Origin of the sequence: Agrobacterium tumefaciens (genome assembly GCF_031801495.1) — a bacterium.
GTDB lineage: Bacteria > Pseudomonadota > Alphaproteobacteria > Rhizobiales > Rhizobiaceae > Agrobacterium > Agrobacterium tumefaciens_K.
On the sequence record NZ_JAOEGC010000002.1, the window covers coordinates 1,657,238 to 1,675,607 of the forward strand.

Here is an 18,370-nt window from a genome sequence, read left to right on the forward strand (position 1 = left end):
CGGCCTTTTTGCTGCCTGCCTATCGGCAGATAGCGCTTACTGGAATTCGAAGATCTGCCGGAAGACGCCAGGCGCGATCAGCGACAGCGGATTGATCGCGAGCGTCGGCTGGTTCACCGGCCCCGACAATTTGAAGGTTATGCCCAGCAGCCCGCGATCCCGGCCGTTGCCTAGGAATATGCCGATAAACGGCAACTCGCCGAACAGGCGGTTCAGGCCATAGGCGGGCATGAAGGTGCCGGTCATCTCCATTCGGCCATTCTGGTCCTTGAGCAGCCCCTGGAAAGTCGCTCCGATCTGCTCTCCACGCACCACGCCGTTTTCAACGGCAACTGCGCCGTTGACATAAACGATGCGAGCAAAGCCGCGCTGGAATTTCTCCGAACTGACGTCGATGTTGCGGCGCACCGCCGTGTTGAGGCTGCGGCCATCCTCACCCGTCGGCGTCGCGACGATATCCTGCAACTTGGCTTCGTTGACGACGGAAAAATTGCGCATGTCGAGCGATCCGCTCCACGCACTGCCATTGTTCGTCGTCAGCGACAGATTGACGAGACCGCCGCGAATGCGCGTGTAGATATCGGCAAAACGGGCCAGAGAACCGGCATCGCTGCTTGTCAGCGTTATGGTTCCAGACGCCCCCTTGTTGGTCGTCTGCGCAACAACGGCCTGCCCGTTGCCCGTCACGCCACGAACATCGACGGAACGGACCTTGCCGTCCAGCAGGTTCACATCCGCATTGACGTTGGACAGAACCTCGCCGTTGAAACCATAAACCTTGTCGAGCTGCGCCTTTATGGCGAGCGACGGTTGTGAACGCGCCGTTCCGTCACCACCGGCAGAAGGATTTCGAAGTCGGGAAATGAGCGGCCTGATATCCGCCGATTTTCCGTTGGCCGTAACGATATAGCTGTTTTTAGAGGCAACCACCGAGATGGCGTAATCGTCCGAGGATGACAGTTTCAAGCGGCTGAGGTCGGCAGAGATAAGACCGTTCTTGTTGAACGCCATGTCACCGGCCGCACCAAAGCCATCACCGTCAAGCGAGAAGTCGCTGATGGCCGTGCGTCCATCGACGGCTTCCATGGTGAACGCGGCATTGGCGGGAACCCCGATGCCCTTGCTCCACCCGATACCCGGCAAGACCATCGACGCCCTGGTGAGATCAAGCTTTACATTCTGCCGTTTCGGATCGGCCCCGTCGATCTCCAGCACCGTCGTACCACCGAGAACGCTTGACAGTTCCGGTGCCAGTTTGGCCACCTGGCTTTCGTTCAGGGAAGCCTTGAGGGAGAGTTGGCGGGCGACGTCGGTGTTCTTGCGGATCGGTTCGGTCAACGAGATGTCCATGGGCACGTCATCGATCCGGCCCTTGCCCTGCAACACCAGTTCCCCGTCGTTCAGCGTCATTGTTCCGTCGACGCCCGTCACGTCACGACCGGCAAAGGGGCGCGCCAGCGCAAGCCCCTTGAGGTTCAGGTCAGCCGACCAGACCGGCGGTGGCGGCTGCTGGCTGGTGAGCAGCCCGACGACAAGCTTCGCATGCGCCCTCACATCGCCCGAAAAGTCTTCCGGTTTGAAGTCCGTGTCCTTGAGCGCATTGATCGGATGTAAGGTGGCCAGCTCCGCCACCGCATCCGCACTACCGGCAATGTTCAGATCGAGATCGGCAAGCAGAGGCTTGTCATAGACCGATGCGATCGAGAAACGGCTGCTCTCGAGAGAGAGCGACCGGCTGGACGGAAAATAGGACGTGGCGCGCTCGATATTGACGTCGATACGCTCGCCAACGAGTTCAAAATGCGCGTCCGCATCACGCAGGGGCGGTATTGTGCCGGTGGTGTTCAGGCGCGTGTCGGCAATATCGAAACGGATCTGCATTTCGCTCTTGCCGAGAACGAGCGGGCAACCGGGACCACACATGCGGCCCTGCGGAATGAACACAGCGATGGAACCGTTGGTGACGGTGCCACCGAACAGGTTCGATACCACCCAGTCGCGCGGTTTGTGGGCCATCCAGAACGGCCAGAGCTGCTTGACCGCGGTTGCTTCCATTTTCGGAATCTGGCCACCAAAGCTGATCTCGGGTGAACCTTCACCGAACCGGATCTTGAGCGATCCCGCCATATCACCCAGCGGACCGGAAACGTAAAGGGAGGGAACATCGAGCTGCCTTGTCGCGACACTGTATTGCCCGTCCGCTTTGAGGTTGAATGGCACCGGAGCCTCACCGGAGGCCTCCGCCGAGGCCATGGCATTGTCCGCCCTCAGCGCAAAGGAAAACCCCTGATCCGTGTCCCTGATCTCTCCCGCAACAGGAAGAACCGTATGGCCGAATTCCAGCCTGGAGTTCTCGAGCGCAAGCGTCCCGCTCGTGAAATCGTAGCGTGCATGGACGGCACCGCCCGTTACGACCTGTTCCTCGCCCGCAAGAAGAAGCTTGCCGTTGCCGACACCGACCGACACCGCAAGGTCAGGATCACGGCCGTCGGCACCGCGATGCGCAACGATATTGACACCAACCTTGACGTTGAGCCCTTCGTGCAGGTTGCCCTGCGGGTCATATTTTTCGAGAAGCGGCCCTACATCGAAGCCGTCGAGGCGGGCCTCGAAACCCTCGATTGCACCACCCGTTCCCGATGTCCTGAGCGAAAGGCTGGCGATTTCATTGTTGAAGATCGCCTCACCGTCGATGGAATAACCTCCCTCTGCGTCAGGCGAAAGAGAAAGCTCCTGCAACTGAATCGTGCGCAGCTTGCCTTCCGTGGTCGGCGGGAGGCGTACAGCAACATCGGCGATTGTGATTTCCTCCGTGCCGCTGATGCGGAACGCCTTTGCAACGTTGTCGAGCTCTCCAAACGCCGATTGCAACGCATCCGGGATCGCATCCACAGTGACAGCGGAAAGATCGAAACCATTGCCTTTGGGAAGAAGCGTCGTGTCGAGCTCCAGACCATTCGCCTCCAGGCTCTGAACGGAAACCCGCCCACCCAGCAAGGCGATAGGATCGAGCGCCATGCCGATGGCCTGCGCGCGGCTCATATGCTGGCCCGACGCCGTGTCGATGATATCGACGTCACGCGCAACGAGTGCCAGCCGCAGGCCCGTCGAAAACCGGATCGCCGACGACCCGATGCGGGCGCTGTAGTTCGGACCCAGCGCCTTTTCCAGTGTCTGCTGCGCCTGTTGAGAAAGGGTTTTGTCGATCGCGCCGGTTTCTACCGACAGGATGATGCCGCCGATGGAAAGAAAGGCCAGAACGAAAAGCGCGGCGAATATCTTGCTGAAGGTCCGCAGTAACGAGCGTGGCGCGGGGCAATGGACGATGATGGGATCTTCGGCCTGCGCCGAAGGTAGACCGTGCAGCGGAACAATGTCCTGCTTGCCGAACTTGACCCTTTCACCCCGTATTTCAGCCATACGCCCGTGGTTGCCCCTGAAAAGCTTTTGTCTCGCCGCAACACTAGACGACGCTTCGTTTCGCTATATACCGAATGTCGTGAGTTTCACTCAACATCCCGGCGAAAGAAAGGTGGATTATGACAGATACGATGATCGGCAGCCTAGCACCTGATTTCACCCTACCACGCAATGGCGGCGGAACGGTGACATTGTCCGACCTCAAGGGGAAGGCAGTCGTACTTTATTTCTATCCGAAGGATGACACGTCGGGCTGCACGGCCGAAGCAATCGATTTCAGCGCTCTCGGAGCACAGTTCGAGGCGGCCAACACCATCGTCATCGGCATTTCGCCCGATTCCGTCAAAAGCCATGACAAGTTTGCCGCAAAACATTCACTCAGCGTCATGCTGGCTGCCGACGAGGAAAAAAGCGTTCTGGAAGCTTACGGCGTCTGGAAGGAAAAGAGCATGTACGGCAAAAAATACATGGGCGTGGAGCGTACGACCGTTCTCGTTGCGCCGGACGGAACAATTGCCGAAATCTGGAACAAGGTGAAAGTTGCAGGACACGCCGAAGCCGTTCTGGACGCTGCAAAGAAGCTCTGACGGACAGACAGGCCTTGGCAACAGCCTTTAAAATCACCTCGCTGCGCGGCGGAGCGACAGACGCGATCGCCAGCGCCGATCTTGATCGGAAAACCGCTCTGGCGCAGGAAACGGCGACCCGCTGGTTCGAGCGCCGGCTGTCACTTCGCTCTCCGCTTGATCGCCCCCTGCCGGAACGCCCCGGCAGGCCGCAGAAGCCGGAACTCGTCCCGCCAACCGCCGTAAAGCGCCGCTCGCTTCACAGCGTCAAGGGACGCATAGCGCTCCTGCATGCGATCGCTCATATCGAACTGAACGCCGTCGATCTGGCGCTGGATATCGTCGCCCGCTACGCAAGCGAACCGGTACCCCATTCGTTTTTCGACGGCTGGATGCAGGTGGCCTTCGAGGAGGCAAAACATTTCCGGCTGGTTCGCGACCGCCTGCGCAGCCTTGGCGCGGACTATGGCGATCTGCCCGCGCATGACGGCCTGTGGCAGGCGGCGCATTCGACACGCAACGATCTGACGGCAAGGCTCGCGGTCGTACCCCTCATTCTCGAGGCGCGGGGGCTGGATGTGACACCCGCCCTTCAGGCGAAAATGCGCGAAACGGGCGACCTTGAAAGCGCGGCGGTTCTCGACGTTATCTATAACGACGAAAAAGGCCACGTCGCGATTGGTGCAAAGTGGTTCCGTTTCCTGTGCGCGCGGGAAAAGAAAGACCCGGCAGAAACCTTCAAGCGGCTCGTCCGCGCCAATTTCCGCGGCCCCTTGAAACCGCCCTTCAACGATGTCGCCCGCGCCGAAGCTGGCCTCACGCCGTCCTTTTACCGCTCGTTGACAGCCGTCAGTCAGAGCTGACGCCCTTCCTGTTGAGCGGCCACCGAAACGCGTTGGCAAAACTTCGTTAACCTTAATGAATTATGATTTTCTCCGGCGAAGGAACAGGCTGGAGAGAAACTTTGGCTCAGACGGCAGAACAACCAGGATTTGGCAGGAAACGGCAACAGCACGTCCTCATCCTGGCAAGCGGCGACAGGGTGAGGCATCTGACGATACGCCCCTGGATGACTGCTCTCGCCGTTTCCTTGGCTGGTGCGCTCTCGCTCGCCCTCCTCGGTGCCACGTCCTACCTCATTTTACGGGATGATCTGATCGGCGCGACCATGGCGCGGCAGACGCGCATGCAGCACGACTATGAAGACCGGATCGCAGCCTTGCGGGCGCAGGTCGACCGCGTGACGTCACGCCAGTTGCTTGACCAGCAGGTCGTTGAAAGAAAAGTCGAAAAACTTCTCGAACAGCAGACGGCCCTCACCTCCAGACACGGCCGCATGAGCGAGTTGCTTGAGAGGGCCGAAAGCGCGGGCATTGCGCCGTCGCCGGCCCCTTCAGCCTATTCGAATGCGCTCGCGCCCGAAAAACGCGCCAGCGCATCGGGCGGCGTGTCCGCCATCGAAAAGCTGATACAGACTGAAAAGGCGCCGAAAGCCGAAAAGCAGGTCTTCTACGCTCCCTCCAGCGGGGAAACGCCGTCCGACCGTGCCGACCGCATTTTCTCGAAAGTGACGCTTTCGCTCAAGGATGTCGAACGCCAGCAGATTTCGCGAATCGCGGCACTGACCGCAGACGCAGAAAGCAAAACCAGCGCCATGCAGGAGATCATCCGGCAGGCGGGACTGAAAATCGACGAAAGCGATGCGCAGGATGTCGGCGGCCCCTATGCCGACCCGCAGCAGGTCGACCGCGACCCGTTCAACATCTCTCTGGCGAGCCTCGACAATGCCCTCAACCGGCTGGATCTCGTCAAGGAAACCGCGACCGGCATGCCCTTCGGCAACCCCGCTCCGGGCAGAACGATCACGAGCCGGTTCGGTAACCGGATGGATCCGTTTCTCGGCCGGCCCGCCCTGCACACCGGCATAGACTTCCGCGCAGAAACGGGCGCGGACGTAAAGGCAACCGGCTCCGGCAAGGTAACGATCGCTGAAAATTCAGGCGGTTACGGCAACATGGTCGAGATCGATCACGGCCAAGGCGTCTCCACCCGCTTCGGGCATATGTCCGCCATTCTTGTCAGGGTTGGCGACAGGATCGAGACAGGCGATGTGATTGGCCGTGCCGGCAGCACCGGACGCTCAACCGGTCCGCACATCCATTACGAAGTCCGCCGAAATGATGCGCCGGTCGATCCCATGCGGTTTCTTGTGGCCGGGGCTGAGCTCAAAACATATCTGAAATAAGAGCAATGATTTTATACCGGATTTATCTCTCGTTTTAGTCAATCCGTTCAAAACGGCATCAAAGCTTTATGAGACGTGCCCGCGTAACGTCTTTAAAGCACAATCACCCGTTGTTTCCTTGACTTTCCGGCGTTTTAGGCATATCCCCGCGCCAAAGTCTTGCAGGCGCTTTCGCCGCATGCGGGCGTTCGTACCGAACCAGAACGGAAAAAGTTCTTCCTTTGACAACATTCTCTGATCTTGGCCTGAGCCAAAAAGTTCTTTCCGCTATTGCTGATGCCGGCTACACGACGCCGACGCCCATTCAGGCGGGCGCTATTCCGCCCGCACTGGAAAGACGCGACATTTGCGGCATCGCACAGACAGGAACCGGGAAAACTGCATCCTTCGTTCTGCCGATGCTGACCCTTCTCGAAAAGGGTCGGGCGCGCGCAAGAATGCCGCGCACTCTGATTCTCGAGCCGACGCGCGAACTCGCGGCGCAGGTTGCCGAGAACTTCGAAAAATACGGCAAGAATCACAAGTTGAATGTCGCCCTTCTGATCGGCGGCGTTTCCTTCGAAGAGCAGGACCGCAAGCTCGAGCGCGGCGCAGACGTGCTGATCTGCACCCCCGGCCGCCTTCTGGACCATTGCGAACGCGGCAAGTTGCTGATGACCGGCGTCGAGATTCTCGTCATCGACGAAGCCGACCGCATGCTGGACATGGGCTTCATCCCGGACATCGAGCGCATCGCCAAGATGATTCCGTTCACCCGCCAGACACTGTTCTTCTCGGCCACCATGCCGCCGGAAATCCAGAAGCTCGCGGATCGTTTCCTGCAAAACCCTGCCCGCGTTGAGGTCGCAAAGCCTTCATCGACGGCCAAAACCGTCGCTCAGCGCATCGTCGCAGCGCACAACAAGGATTATGAGAAGCGCGCCGCCCTGCGCGACCTCATCCGCGCCGAAGAGGCGGAACTGAAGAACGCCATCATCTTCTGCAATCGCAAGAAGGACGTGGCCGACCTGTTCCGTTCGCTTGACCGTCACGGCTTTTCGGTCGGAGCGCTGCATGGCGACATGGACCAGCGTTCGCGCACGACGATGCTACAGAACTTTAAGGACGGAAACCTGAAACTGCTCGTTGCCTCCGATGTTGCAGCGCGCGGTCTGGATATTCCGGACGTCAGCCACGTCTTCAACTTCGATATTCCGATCCATTCGGAAGATTACGTTCACCGAATCGGCCGCACCGGCCGCGCCGGGCGCTCTGGCAAGGCCTTCACGCTCGTCACCAAGAGCGACACGAAGTATCTCGACGCCATCGAGAAGCTGATCGGCGAGAAGATCGAATGGCTGAACGGCGACCTTTCCGCCCTCCCTGCCCCCATGGAAAGCCATGACAACGGCGCACGCCGCGGCAACAAGGAGCGTGGCGGCAGAGGACGTGACAGAACCCGTCGCGACGGCGCGCAGCAGGAAGAAACCATCAACAAGGGCGCACAATCCACTACTGATACGGATGTCGCGGTTTACGGAGAAGACAAAGTGAAGGCAGAACGCAAAGCGGACAAGGCGCCCCGTCATTCCGACCGCCGTAGCCCCGGCCACGCCAATGACGACAACCGCGACCGTCGCCGTCATTATCGTGACCAGGACGATGGCCCGACGCCGGTTGGTTTCGGCGACGACATTCCCGCATTCATGCTGATCGTGGCAAACGCCAAGAGCTGACCAGACACACCGGAAGGTCGCACGATGACGCTTTCAAGCAAGCCCGGCCTGGATTTTCCGGGCGTCGGCGCGGGTCTTGTAATATTGCGCGACGGGAAACTGTTGCTTTGCCGGCGCCTTAAAGCGCCGGAAGCCGGACACTGGAACATCCCAGGCGGAAAAGTCGACCATATGGAACCGGCTGGTGTTGCGGCAAAACGCGAAGCCGAAGAAGAAACGGGACTTCGCATCGGCCAGGTTGATTTCCTGTGCCACAGCGAACTTGCCATAGCCTCCGAAAACCAGCACTGGGTTTCCCTGATCTTCATTGCGCGTGACTTTGAGGGCGAACCGATCCTGACAGAGCCCGACAAACTGTCGGAAATCGGCTGGTTCGCTCTCGACCAGTTGCCCCAGCCACTCTCCGCATTTGCAAACGACGCCTTCCTCGCGCTGAAAGAACGCGTCTGAGACCTGACACCGGTATGACGCACGCGCCGGATCGCTGCGTAAAATCACCGACAGGCTCTTCAAGAGCTCGCCGCAGAATACGCACTGACGGAATATGGCCCGTTTCTCTATCGGCCGGAGCTTTTTTCAACAGAAAGAATGCAGGAAGGACAGGATTGCGTCAGGAACGAGAACGCAATCAAAAATTGCTAAAATCGGATCCATATAAAAAACCGCTTCAGTTTCCCGAAGCGGTTTATACGTGATAAAAAATCATGAAATATCGAATCCAATATAGTCTGGCAGTGCTTATAATCGGAACACTTCCGAGGCTCATAAAAGCCAATTTCAGTCGTCCCCTGAAACAGTTATATCTAAGCGAAACATTTACTTTTCGTCAAGCACATCTTCTCGCAAACGCGAAAAAACCAAGAAGAACGACGCGCCCGCAGCAAGAGAAATCAGCATTTTATATTTAAAATCAAAACACTATAGAAATGAAAATAAAATGTGCAAGTTTTGCGCCTGCACTATAGGAAGCAGATGCCTGATCTTCCCAAGTAGAATTTTCAGATCGTAACCTGACCTTATTACAGTTTTATAACCTCCAAAAACGCATTCCATCAGGCACATATACTTAATTTCGATTTTACCTTGCCGTCCGTTTCATATGCGTCCGGGATCGAGGTGAGCGAGCGACATCCAGCGGCCTTGTGGGCATTTTTCAACAACCATGGAGCGCACACGGCAGCCCGTCCAGCTTTAAACAGACCTTGCAGCATCTGGATGCCAGAAGATTTCCGTCAACAGAATCAGCTTCGCTCCGGACAGCCGTTATTTTTCCTTTGGAAAACGCGATCCTGTCGATAAACAATCAGACCGTGAAAATAGGATTTCGATAACGTGACGCGTTCCCTTTGCCTGCTATCAATCATCGCCAGTTTTGCCTTCACGGGCGCAGCAAGCGCGGCGACGATCGGCATTGTCGCTCCTCAAAGCGGTCCATTCGAGCTTCTGGGACAGCAGATAAGACAGGGTGCAAAGGCGGCAGCGGCCAAACTGGGTCTGGACGTCATCGAAATTCACGAAAGCTGCGAGGACGGCAGCGGAGGCGCGATCGCCGACGGTCTGGTTGCCGCCAAGGTCACCGCAGCGATCGGCTTTTTATGCACGGAGACACTTCAAGGGGTCTTGCCGCCCCTCAAGACGGCGGCCATCCCCGCGATAACGCTGTCCAGCCGCGCCCCGATCCTGATGGAGGACGCGCTGAAATACGGCTGGCCACTGTTTCGCTTCGCACCGTCAGACACGGCGGAAGCCGACATGGTGGCCGCGATCATCCTGCGCGACTGGAAAGGCCATCCCGTCGGCCTTGTCGACGACGGCACGATCTACAGCCGCGAACTCGTCGACCACGTTCGTTCAACGCTTGAGGAAAACGGCCTGAAGCCGACACTTGCGGATACCATGCGCCCCACGCAGGAGCAGCAGGTTGCACTGGTACGCAGGCTGGCGCGCACGGGCGTAACCCATGTTTTCATCGGCGCGGAGCGCAATGACGTGGCTGTCGTCGCCAGGGACGCAACTTCGGAAAACCTGCCCCTGACGATCATGGGTGGCGACGCAATGAATGCAGCCAACAGCCCCGTTGCACTCGCCGCAAACGTTCTTGCCGTGACGCGCCCGGTCTTTGACACGCTGCCTTCCGCGCAGGCCGTCACCGGCGAACTGCGGGCCGCTGGTATAGAACCTGAGGGTTATGTCCTGCCAGCCTATGCAGCAACGGAACTGACCGGAGCGCTGGTTGAAATGACACAGGCACAGGGGAAACCCGGGCCGGAAATTCTCGCAAGCGGTACCGTGTTTAAAACCGTGATCGGCGACATCGCCTTCAATCCGCAACATGACTTCACCGTAAACCCTTACGCGCTGCAACGCTGGAACGGCCAGCATTTCGAACCGGCGGACAAGGCGGAAAAGCAGTAACGCTGCTGGGCAAAGGTGTTGCGGCTTGGAAAACTTCCCGTCGGGACGTTGTGGAAACGGCGATGAGCGGCATCCTCCGGATCGTTCCAAAAAACCAGCGGCAACTCGCTGCAAGGCCGTTTCAAAGGGCATGACTTGATGGTAAAGGCACCTCACCAAAAGCGCTGAGAGGAGTATGCCCATGTCCCTGCCCATCCGGATCGCACCGTCCGTTCTGGCCGCCAACTTTGCCAAACTCGGACAGGAAGTCGCGGATGTGACCGAGGCTGGCGCGGACTGGATCCACCTTGACGTCATGGACGGCCATTTCGTGCCCAACATTTCCTTTGGCCCGGACGTCATCAAGGCGCTGCGCCCGCACTCCAAGGCATTCTTCGATTGCCATCTGATGATTGCGCCAGTGGATGCCTATCTGGAAGCGTTCGCGAAAGCGGGTTGCGATGGCATCACCGTGCATGCGGAAGCAGGCCCACACCTGCATCGTTCCCTCCAGACCATCCGCTCGCTCGGCAAGAAGGTCGGCGTCACGCTCAATCCCGCCACTCCGCTCTCCGTCATCGAGAACGTTCTGGAGGACATCGACCTTATTCTTATCATGAGCGTCAATCCCGGCTTCGGCGGACAGAAGTTCATCCCCGCGATGGTCGACAAGATCCGTGCGGCCAAGACAATGATCGGTGCGCGCCCGATCGAGCTGGAAGTCGACGGCGGCGTGACGGTCGAAACGGCACCAGCCATCGTCGCGGCCGGCGCCAATGCACTCGTTGCAGGCTCTGCGGTATTCAAGGGCGAAGGCGTTGACGATTACCGCAAGACGGTGGCGGCACTTCGCGCTTCCGCCGAAAGCGGAAGACGCTGAAAATCCTTGCATCGCCCGGCCTTTAGGGCGAGAATCGGCGATTGCTGGCAGAACTTCTGCAAGCGCTTTCAAGAGTGCTTTGATGCGTAGAGACGGGCAGCATTTTTACGACAGGTTTCCCGGAATTCTCGCCCTGTCGCTGGGCTCGGCGGGTTGGGCCGCATGCTCATCGCTCACGGCATCGCTCGGCCTCTACGCCCAGAACAGGCTGGAAACAGACAATTTCACGAGCATAGTCCTGCTGTTCTTCCTAGGCGGCCTGCTCGGCTGGTTACTGGCGTCAGTCGCATTCAGCGCCATCTCCCCGGCGCGCTCCCTCGCCTTCCGTTTTGCGGCCGCCTGCTCGCTGATTGCCTTTTTCACAATCGCCATGACCGCGCTGCTGTTTGCACTCCAGTATCGCGCCTTTTATGCACAGTGGCATGCACCCGTTTTCTCACGCATCTGGTTCTTCCAGCAGCTATTCACCTCGCTCGGTGCAATATACCAGTTCTCGGTGATCGGCTTTAGACTGTATTTTCCCTACGCGCTCGTTCCGATCCTCGTGGCAAGTGCCATACTTTGCCGCCGCACGCATTGAGATTGCCGGAACACTTTGCTAAACGGGCAGCAAAATTCCTCCACAAAGAAAGCCCTTGCCATGATCCCTCGTTACTCCCGGCCGGAAATGGTCGCTATCTGGTCGCCGGAAACAAAGTTCCGCATCTGGTTCGAGATTGAGGCACATGCCTGTGACGCGCTGGCCGAAATCGGCGTCATTCCGAAGTCCGCGGCACAGACGATCTGGGAAAAGGGTGGCTCTGCCGAATTCGACGTGGCCCGTATCGATGAGATCGAAGCTATCACCAAGCACGACGTCATCGCCTTCCTCACGCACCTTGCCGAATTCGTCGGCCCGGACAGCCGTTTCGTGCATCAGGGCATGACCTCGTCCGACGTTCTGGATACGACGCTGAACATTCAGCTCGTCCGCGCCGCTGATCTGCTGCTTGCCGACATGGACCGGCTGCTGGCCGCATTGAAGACCCGCGCCTTCGAGCACAAGAACACGGTGCGCATCGGCCGCAGCCACGGCATTCACGCCGAGCCGACCACGATGGGCCTGACCTTTGCCCGCTTCTACGCGGAAATGGATCGCAACCGCGCCCGCCTCGTCAACGCCCGCGCCGAAATCGCCACCGGCGCGATCTCCGGCGCCGTCGGCACCTTCGCCAACATCGATCCTTCCGTTGAAGAACACGTCTGCAAGGCACTTGGCCTTGCCCCGGAACCGGTTTCGACGCAGGTCATTCCGCGTGATCGCCATGCCATGTTCTTCGCCATTCTTGGCGTCATTGCCTCTTCGATTGAAAACGTCGCGATCGAAATCCGTCACATGCAGCGCACGGAAGTTCTGGAAGCCGAAGAGTTCTTCTCGCCGGGCCAGAAGGGTTCCTCGGCCATGCCGCACAAGCGCAACCCGGTCCTGACCGAAAACCTTACGGGTCTTGCCCGCCTCGTGCGCATGTCGGTCGTGCCTGCTCTTGAAAACGTTGCCCTCTGGCACGAGCGCGATATCAGCCATTCTTCGGTCGAGCGCGGCATCGGCCCGGACACCACCATCACGCTCGACTTTGCGCTGAACCGTCTGGCCGGCGTCATTGAGAAACTGGTGATCTACCCGGACAACATGCTGAAGAACATGAACAAGTTCCGCGGCCTCGTTCATTCGCAGCGCGTTCTGCTGGCTCTGACGCAGGCTGGCGTGTCCCGTGAGGACGCCTATCGTCTCGTTCAGCGTAACGCGATGAAGGTCTGGGAACACGGGGCCGATTTCCTCGAGGAACTTCTGGGTGACGACGAGGTTCGCGCCGCCCTGTCCGAAGAGGTCATCCGCGAAAAGTTCGATCTCGGTTATCACACCAAGCATGTCGACACGATCTTCAAGCGCGTGTTCGGCAACGCGTAAGTAACAATATCGGCAAAGATAGTAACGGCGCGACCTTGATCGCGCCGTTATCTCACCACAGATATGGGCGCATGAAGGTTTCAGAAGCAGATATTCTTATCGTACCCGGTTACACCAATTCCGGCCCCGACCACTGGCAGAGCCGTTGGGAGCGCAAGCTTTCCACCGCGCGCCGTGTCGAGCAGGCCGAATGGTCAAAGCCGGTCAAGGAAGACTGGGTGGCAAGGCTTGTCGAAGAGGTCAATGCGGCGACGAAGCCCGTCGTCATCGTTGCCCATTCGCTTGGCGTTCCCACGGTCATCCACGCCCTTCCCGAAATCGGGAAAAAGGTAACAGGCGCACTTCTTGTCGCGCCGCCTGATGTCGCCAATGAAGCCATCAGGCCAAAACACCTGATGACGTTCGGACCCTATCCGCGCGATCCACTGCCCTTTCCGACAATCACCATCGCCAGCAGGAACGATCCATTCGGTTCTTACGAGCACGCCGACGATATCGCCTCTGCCTGGGGTTCGATGCTGATTGATGCGGGCATGTCCGGGCATATCAATGCCGAGTCCGGCCATGGCCCCTGGCCAGAAGGGGGCATGGTGTTTGCGCAGTTCCTCAGCAAGCTAAAGCTACCGGACGCCTGACAGACAAAAGAGCCAAATCGATTTCTGCACCTTCCCGGCGAAGTACGGGAGGACAATAGTTCTGTGCACAATCATCCGCCTCTTATATTAGGCGTCTTGCAAACACGATATTTCCTGTAGATTGTCGTTCATCGACATCGGTAACGGCGCCGTGAATTTAACGATAGATTAAACCAGCAACGTTACAGTTAACCTTCATAGACGGTGCATGAAGAAAAGCATGTAATAACAGATACATCTCAAAAACAGGCCGGATCGATTGAGCGTAGATCGTGTTCTTAGCGCCATTTTAGAAAGCCTGCCGGTCCCACCCGTGGAGATCGCGAAGGATGGACAGGTACTGCGGATACCTGACGCTCCGCTTTTCGCAACCGTGCTGGACACGTCCAGCATCTTCAGCATCGTTCACAAAGATCACCGGCAGGAAATCGCCGACGCCCTCGCCAGTCTGGATCACCGCCCCTCCTTCACCTCGGAGGTGCGGCTGGCCACGGCACGAGATGCAGAAGATGCCTTTGCCGTTCTTTCCATCAGTCTCATACGGACAGATGGCGAGCAACGGATTGTTGCACAGCTGACCGATATCACCAGCCAGAGACGTCGGGAAAACCATATCGCCCTGCGAGAAAAGCGGTGGGACAGCGCGCTCGTCAGTGCAGGCCTCGGCGTCTGGGATCAGAATTTCTCGACCGGTGAAATGTACGGCTCCGAAATATGGCGCCAGATCCGCGGCATCAGGACCGAAAACGAGATCGAAACCGATTTCGAGAGGTGGGTCCAGAAAATCCATCCAGATGACAGGGCCCATACCCTGCACTGCATCGAACGCCAGAATGCTGGCGATCCCGCATACGCCGTTTTCGAATACCGGGAACGCCACAACGATGGCCACTGGGTCTGGATCGAGTGTCGGGGAGCCTGCGTCGAACGTGACGCGAATGGCAAGCCGGTTCGTATCGTCGGCACGGATGCCGATATTTCAAGGCGCAAAGAAACGGAACATGAAGTCGAGCGCATTTCGCGTTCGCTGAAGCTCGCTTTGGAGGCATCCCAAGTCGGCGTGTTCGAAGCAAATTTCGACACCGGCATCACAACGTGGGATGACCGCATGTACGAAATGCTTGAGATCGACAAGGCGGCCACGATCACCGTCGGCGGATTGTGGGAAACCCGCGTGCACCCCGATGATCTGGAACGCGTAGAAAAGAACGTCGAATATCATGTCGCCCGTATGCTTCCCTTTTCGGAAGAATACCGTGCCATCATGCCGGATGGCTCGTATCGCTACATTCGCGCCCGCTCCGTGCCGTTTGTCGATATGGACGGGCAGAAAAAGATGATCGGCGTCAACTGGGACGTGACATCGGATGTAACACTCCGCAACGAACTGGAACGGGCCAAAACGCTTGCCGAAGCCCGCAACCGCGAACTCGAGACTGCCAAGACCAGGATCGAGTACAACGCGATGCACGACTACCTGACCGACCTGCCAAACCGGCGTTACCTGGATGATATTCTGGAAGACTTTGCCAGGGACAGCTTTGCCGAGGGCAAGGGCATCGGCGTCCTGCATGTCGACCTCGACCGCTTCAAGCAGATCAACGACACGCTGGGCCACAAGACCGGCGATATGATGCTGAAGCACATCGCCGCACTTCTGAGAAAGAATGCCCGCAATTCCGACGTCGTTGCCCATGTCGGCGGCGACGAATTCGTCATCCTCTCCCGCTTTTCCGGCAACCAGCGCAAGCTCGCGCTGATGGCCGACCGCCTGATCAAGGAAATCCGCAAGCCCGTGCAGTACGAAGGGCATATCTGCCGCCTCGGCGCCAGCATCGGCATCGCTGCCAGCTTTGGTCTGGTGGCAGATCCGAAGCAGATTTTGCTCAATGCCGATATAGCCCTCTACAACGCCAAGAAGCGCGGGCGAAACCGCTACGAATTCTTTTCCGCCGACAAGCACGACAGTCTCATCAATACCAAACGCATATCCGATGAAATCCTGCGCGCACTGGAGCGCAGGGAATTCGTTCCGTATTACCAGTTCCGCTTCGACGCCCAGACGCTGGACATTGCCGGTGTGGAAACTCTGGCGCGTTGGCTCCATCCGGAAGAAGGCATTCTGACGCCGGATCGTTTCCTGGCGATTGCGGAAGATCTCGATGCCGTCACCGCGATCGACGCCATCATGCTTGAAAAGGCGATCAAGGATTTCAAGGCCTGGCAGCTCGCCGGTCTGGATATCCCGAACATCTCCGTCAACGTTTCGTCACGCCGCCTGCATGATCCGTCATTGATGAAATCGCTGGCAAACATCGACATGCCGCACGGTGCATTGTCGTTCGAACTGCTGGAATCGATTTTTCTCGACGACAGCGACGAAGTCGCCCTTACGAACCTGAGACAATTGCGGGCCATGGGCATAGACATCGAGATCGACGATTTCGGCACCGGTCATGCGTCCATCGTCAGTCTTCTCAAAGTCAGCCCGAGTGTTCTGAAAGTCGACCGGCAACTCGTACGCAGCGCGCCGCAATCGGCCGAACAACGCAAGCTGCTGACGTCGATCATCGACATCGGCCGCTCGCTTGGCATCAAGGTCGTCGCTGAAGGTGTGGAAACCGCGGCACATGTGCGGGTGCTACAGAAGCTGGGATGTGACTATCTGCAAGGCTATGCCCTGTGCAGACCGCTGCCGCAGAACGCCATCGCTGCCTTCGTTCAGTCGGAGCCGTGGCGGCACCTGAATCTGGAAAGCCCGAGCCAGACGCGAAAACGTGCGTTCTAGAACATTTATCGCAAGAACGCACAGCCGTTTCCGCAGGAAAGCCGACAGAAACACAACGACATGAAAACAAAGACCGCGCCCGAATAGCCATCCGGACGCGATGTGTGTTATATTCGACAAAGCAGAATGCGGAGTGTCACCGAACGGCGAAACCCTCAAGCCCGGCGCGAAGTTCGTCGGCAGTCATCTGCAACAGATCACGCACGCGGTCGTGAATTTCATCGTCCACAACCGCAATGCCTGCCTTCTCGAAATCATCATGAATTTTCCGGAAGGCAGCGGTGGAATCGTTGGTGGTCGCCGCAGCGGCAGCAATCTCGTCAGCATAATCGGTGGCGTTTTGTGCAGCTATCAACGAAGCGGCCCAGTGCCCGAGAAGCTTGTTGCGCATGGAGCGCATCCTAAAAGCTTCTTACTGATCATAAATATAAATATTTTCGAGCGCCTTGGCGCGCTGATTAAGTGAAAACATAATTTTCCCCTGTTTATACTTTTATTATTTCTTCGCTACTATTTGGCGGCGACGAAGTATTCATAGAATAAAACTGTTGAAAAATCGTAACGGAGCTTTTTGCTGTGAGGTCGCCTTCAAAACGCCTCAAGAATCGGAGGGAAGATATGCTGGTCTGCATTGTAGAATTCTCTCTTTTCCGTTATGGGACCGCTTCAAAGACAGAAACGCCACGCCGACAGAATCGGCGTCAAACAAGAGACCTGCCAATATGAACCGTCGCCGCCGTATCTACGAAGGCAAGGCCAAGATCCTTTACGAAGGTCCTGAGCCGGGAACGCTCATCCAGTTCTTCAAGGACGATGCGACCGCCTTCAACAAGAAGAAGCACGAAGTCATCGACGGCAAGGGTGTGTTGAACAACCGTATTTCCGAATACGTCTTCACGCATCTGAACAAGATCGGCATTCCGACACACTTCATCCGCCGCCTCAACATGCGCGAGCAGCTGATCAAGGAAGTCGAGATGATCCCGCTCGAGGTCGTGGTGCGCAACGTCGCCGCCGGTTCGCTGTCCAAGCGCCTTGGCATCGACGAAGGCGTGGTATTGCCGCGCTCCATCATCGAGTTCTACTACAAGTCGGATGCGCTCGAAGACCCGATGGTTTCAGAAGAGCACATCACGGCTTTCGGCTGGGCAAACCCTGCTGAGCTGGATGACATCATGGCACTCGCGATCCGCGTCAACGACTTCCTGTCCGGCCTGTTCCTCGGGGTCGGCATCCAGCTCGTCGATTTCAAGATCGAATGCGGCCGCCTCTTCGAAGGCGATATGATGCGGATCATCCTGGCCGACGAGATTTCCCCCGACAGCTGCCGTCTGTGGGATATCGAAACACAGGAAAAGATGGACAAGGACCGCTTCCGCCGCGACATGGGCGGATTGCTGGAAGCCTATTCCGAGGTCGCGCGCCGTCTCGGCATCATCAACGAAAACGAACCGATCCGCGGCACTGGCCCGGTTCTGGTGAAGTAACTGCCGTTTAAAGTGAAATCAGGAGAAGATCAGGTGATCAAGGCACGGGTGACTGTTACGCTGAAGAATGGCGTTCTCGATCCGCAGGGCAAGGCAATTGAAGGCGCGCTTGGCAGCCTCGGCTTTGAAGGCATAGGCCAGGTTCGTCAGGGCAAGGTTTTCGACCTCGAGCTCGGCGGCGCCGACAAGGCCAAGGCCGAAGCCGACCTGAAGGCAATGTGCGAAAAACTGCTGGCCAACACGGTTATCGAAAACTACGCCATCGCCATTCTCTAAGCTTGAGGAGCCGCCG

General features: G+C 57.9%; 15 protein-coding genes. 13 read left to right on the forward strand and 2 right to left on the reverse strand.

The genetic code is table 11. From position 1 onward, the window contains the following. Nucleotides 1-36 precede the first annotated feature (36 nt). Nucleotides 37-3,420: a DUF3971 domain-containing protein gene (locus N7578_RS17485; protein ID WP_311111528.1), complete on the reverse strand. Its 3,384-nt coding sequence runs from the start codon at nucleotides 3,418-3,420 to the stop codon at nucleotides 37-39. A gap of 119 nt (nucleotides 3,421-3,539) precedes the next feature. Between N7578_RS17485 and N7578_RS17490 the strand changes: the two genes are divergently transcribed. The 11 genes from N7578_RS17490 to N7578_RS17540 all read left to right on the forward strand — a co-directional run bounded on the left by N7578_RS17490 (nucleotide 3,540) and on the right by N7578_RS17540 (nucleotide 16,591). Further along, nucleotides 3,540-4,007 (forward strand): peroxiredoxin, encoded by a 468-nt coding sequence (locus N7578_RS17490; protein WP_311111529.1) that lies wholly within the window; start codon nucleotides 3,540-3,542, stop codon nucleotides 4,005-4,007. A gap of 14 nt (nucleotides 4,008-4,021) precedes the next feature. After that, entirely contained in the window at nucleotides 4,022-4,849 is an 828-nt protein-coding gene (locus N7578_RS17495; protein WP_311111530.1) for a ferritin-like domain-containing protein, read from the forward strand. 101 nt (nucleotides 4,850-4,950) lie between these two features. Beyond that, nucleotides 4,951-6,231, forward strand: coding sequence for a M23 family metallopeptidase (locus N7578_RS17500; RefSeq protein ID WP_311111531.1), 1,281 nt, complete (start codon nucleotides 4,951-4,953; stop codon nucleotides 6,229-6,231). Between the two features lie 221 nt (nucleotides 6,232-6,452). Next, nucleotides 6,453-7,946, forward strand: coding sequence for a DEAD/DEAH box helicase (locus tag N7578_RS17505; protein ID WP_311111532.1), 1,494 nt, complete (start codon nucleotides 6,453-6,455; stop codon nucleotides 7,944-7,946). 24 nt (nucleotides 7,947-7,970) lie between these two features. Beyond that, nucleotides 7,971-8,396 carry an NUDIX domain-containing protein gene (locus tag N7578_RS17510; protein WP_311111533.1) on the forward strand — a complete coding sequence of 142 codons (426 nt, stop codon included), beginning with the start codon at nucleotides 7,971-7,973 and terminating at the stop codon, nucleotides 8,394-8,396. 882 nt (nucleotides 8,397-9,278) lie between these two features. Further along, entirely contained in the window at nucleotides 9,279-10,361 is a 1,083-nt protein-coding gene (locus N7578_RS17515) for a branched-chain amino acid ABC transporter substrate-binding protein (protein ID WP_422646711.1), read from the forward strand. A gap of 181 nt (nucleotides 10,362-10,542) precedes the next feature. Continuing rightward, a complete protein-coding gene (gene rpe / locus N7578_RS17520) occupies nucleotides 10,543-11,220 on the forward strand; it encodes a ribulose-phosphate 3-epimerase (protein WP_311111534.1) in 678 nt (225 codons plus the stop codon). An 82-nt stretch (nucleotides 11,221-11,302) separates the two neighbouring features. Next, nucleotides 11,303-11,800, forward strand: a complete 498-nt coding sequence (locus N7578_RS17525; RefSeq protein ID WP_311111535.1) for a hypothetical protein — start codon at nucleotides 11,303-11,305, stop codon at nucleotides 11,798-11,800. A gap of 60 nt (nucleotides 11,801-11,860) precedes the next feature. Beyond that, a complete protein-coding gene (gene purB / locus N7578_RS17530) occupies nucleotides 11,861-13,168 on the forward strand; it encodes an adenylosuccinate lyase (RefSeq protein ID WP_311111536.1) in 1,308 nt (435 codons plus the stop codon). A gap of 71 nt (nucleotides 13,169-13,239) precedes the next feature. Continuing rightward, entirely contained in the window at nucleotides 13,240-13,803 is a 564-nt protein-coding gene (locus N7578_RS17535; protein ID WP_311111537.1) for an alpha/beta hydrolase, read from the forward strand. A 259-nt stretch (nucleotides 13,804-14,062) separates the two neighbouring features. Further along, the gene (locus N7578_RS17540; RefSeq protein ID WP_311111538.1) at nucleotides 14,063-16,591 is read left to right on the forward strand and encodes an EAL domain-containing protein; all 2,529 of its coding nucleotides are present in this window, start codon (nucleotides 14,063-14,065) and stop codon (nucleotides 16,589-16,591) included. Nucleotides 16,592-16,727: 136 nt separating this feature from the next. Here N7578_RS17540 and N7578_RS17545 read toward each other — a convergent pair whose 3' ends face one another. Next, on the reverse strand, nucleotides 16,728-16,991 hold the full coding sequence (locus N7578_RS17545) for an ATPase inhibitor subunit zeta (protein WP_311111539.1): 264 nt from the start codon (nucleotides 16,989-16,991) through the stop codon (nucleotides 16,728-16,730). 322 nt (nucleotides 16,992-17,313) lie between these two features. Here N7578_RS17545 and purC point away from each other — a divergent pair, with 322 nt between their 5' ends. Continuing rightward, nucleotides 17,314-18,078, forward strand: coding sequence for a phosphoribosylaminoimidazolesuccinocarboxamide synthase (purC, locus tag N7578_RS17550; protein WP_296021880.1), 765 nt, complete (start codon nucleotides 17,314-17,316; stop codon nucleotides 18,076-18,078). Between the two features lie 33 nt (nucleotides 18,079-18,111). Continuing rightward, nucleotides 18,112-18,354 carry a phosphoribosylformylglycinamidine synthase subunit PurS gene (gene purS / locus N7578_RS17555; protein WP_311111540.1) on the forward strand — a complete coding sequence of 81 codons (243 nt, stop codon included), beginning with the start codon at nucleotides 18,112-18,114 and terminating at the stop codon, nucleotides 18,352-18,354. Nucleotides 18,355-18,370: the final 16 nt, after the last annotated feature.

Excerpts from the sequence above, each read along its gene's own strand:
- N7578_RS17485 (WP_311111528.1), bottom strand. The coding sequence starts at position 3,420 with ATGGCTGAAATACGGGGTGAAAGGGTCAAGTTCGGCAAGCAGGACATT.
- N7578_RS17490 (WP_311111529.1), top strand. The coding sequence starts at position 3,540 with ATGACAGATACGATGATCGGCAGCCTAGCACCTGATTTCACCCTACCA.
- N7578_RS17510 (WP_311111533.1), top strand. The coding sequence starts at position 7,971 with ATGACGCTTTCAAGCAAGCCCGGCCTGGATTTTCCGGGCGTCGGCGCG.
- rpe (WP_311111534.1), top strand. The coding sequence starts at position 10,543 with ATGTCCCTGCCCATCCGGATCGCACCGTCCGTTCTGGCCGCCAACTTT.
- N7578_RS17525 (WP_311111535.1), top strand. The coding sequence starts at position 11,303 with ATGCGTAGAGACGGGCAGCATTTTTACGACAGGTTTCCCGGAATTCTC.
- purB (WP_311111536.1), top strand. The coding sequence starts at position 11,861 with ATGATCCCTCGTTACTCCCGGCCGGAAATGGTCGCTATCTGGTCGCCG.
- N7578_RS17535 (WP_311111537.1), top strand. The coding sequence starts at position 13,240 with ATGAAGGTTTCAGAAGCAGATATTCTTATCGTACCCGGTTACACCAAT.
- N7578_RS17545 (WP_311111539.1), bottom strand. The coding sequence starts at position 16,991 with ATGCGCTCCATGCGCAACAAGCTTCTCGGGCACTGGGCCGCTTCGTTG.
- purC (WP_296021880.1), top strand. The coding sequence starts at position 17,314 with ATGAACCGTCGCCGCCGTATCTACGAAGGCAAGGCCAAGATCCTTTAC.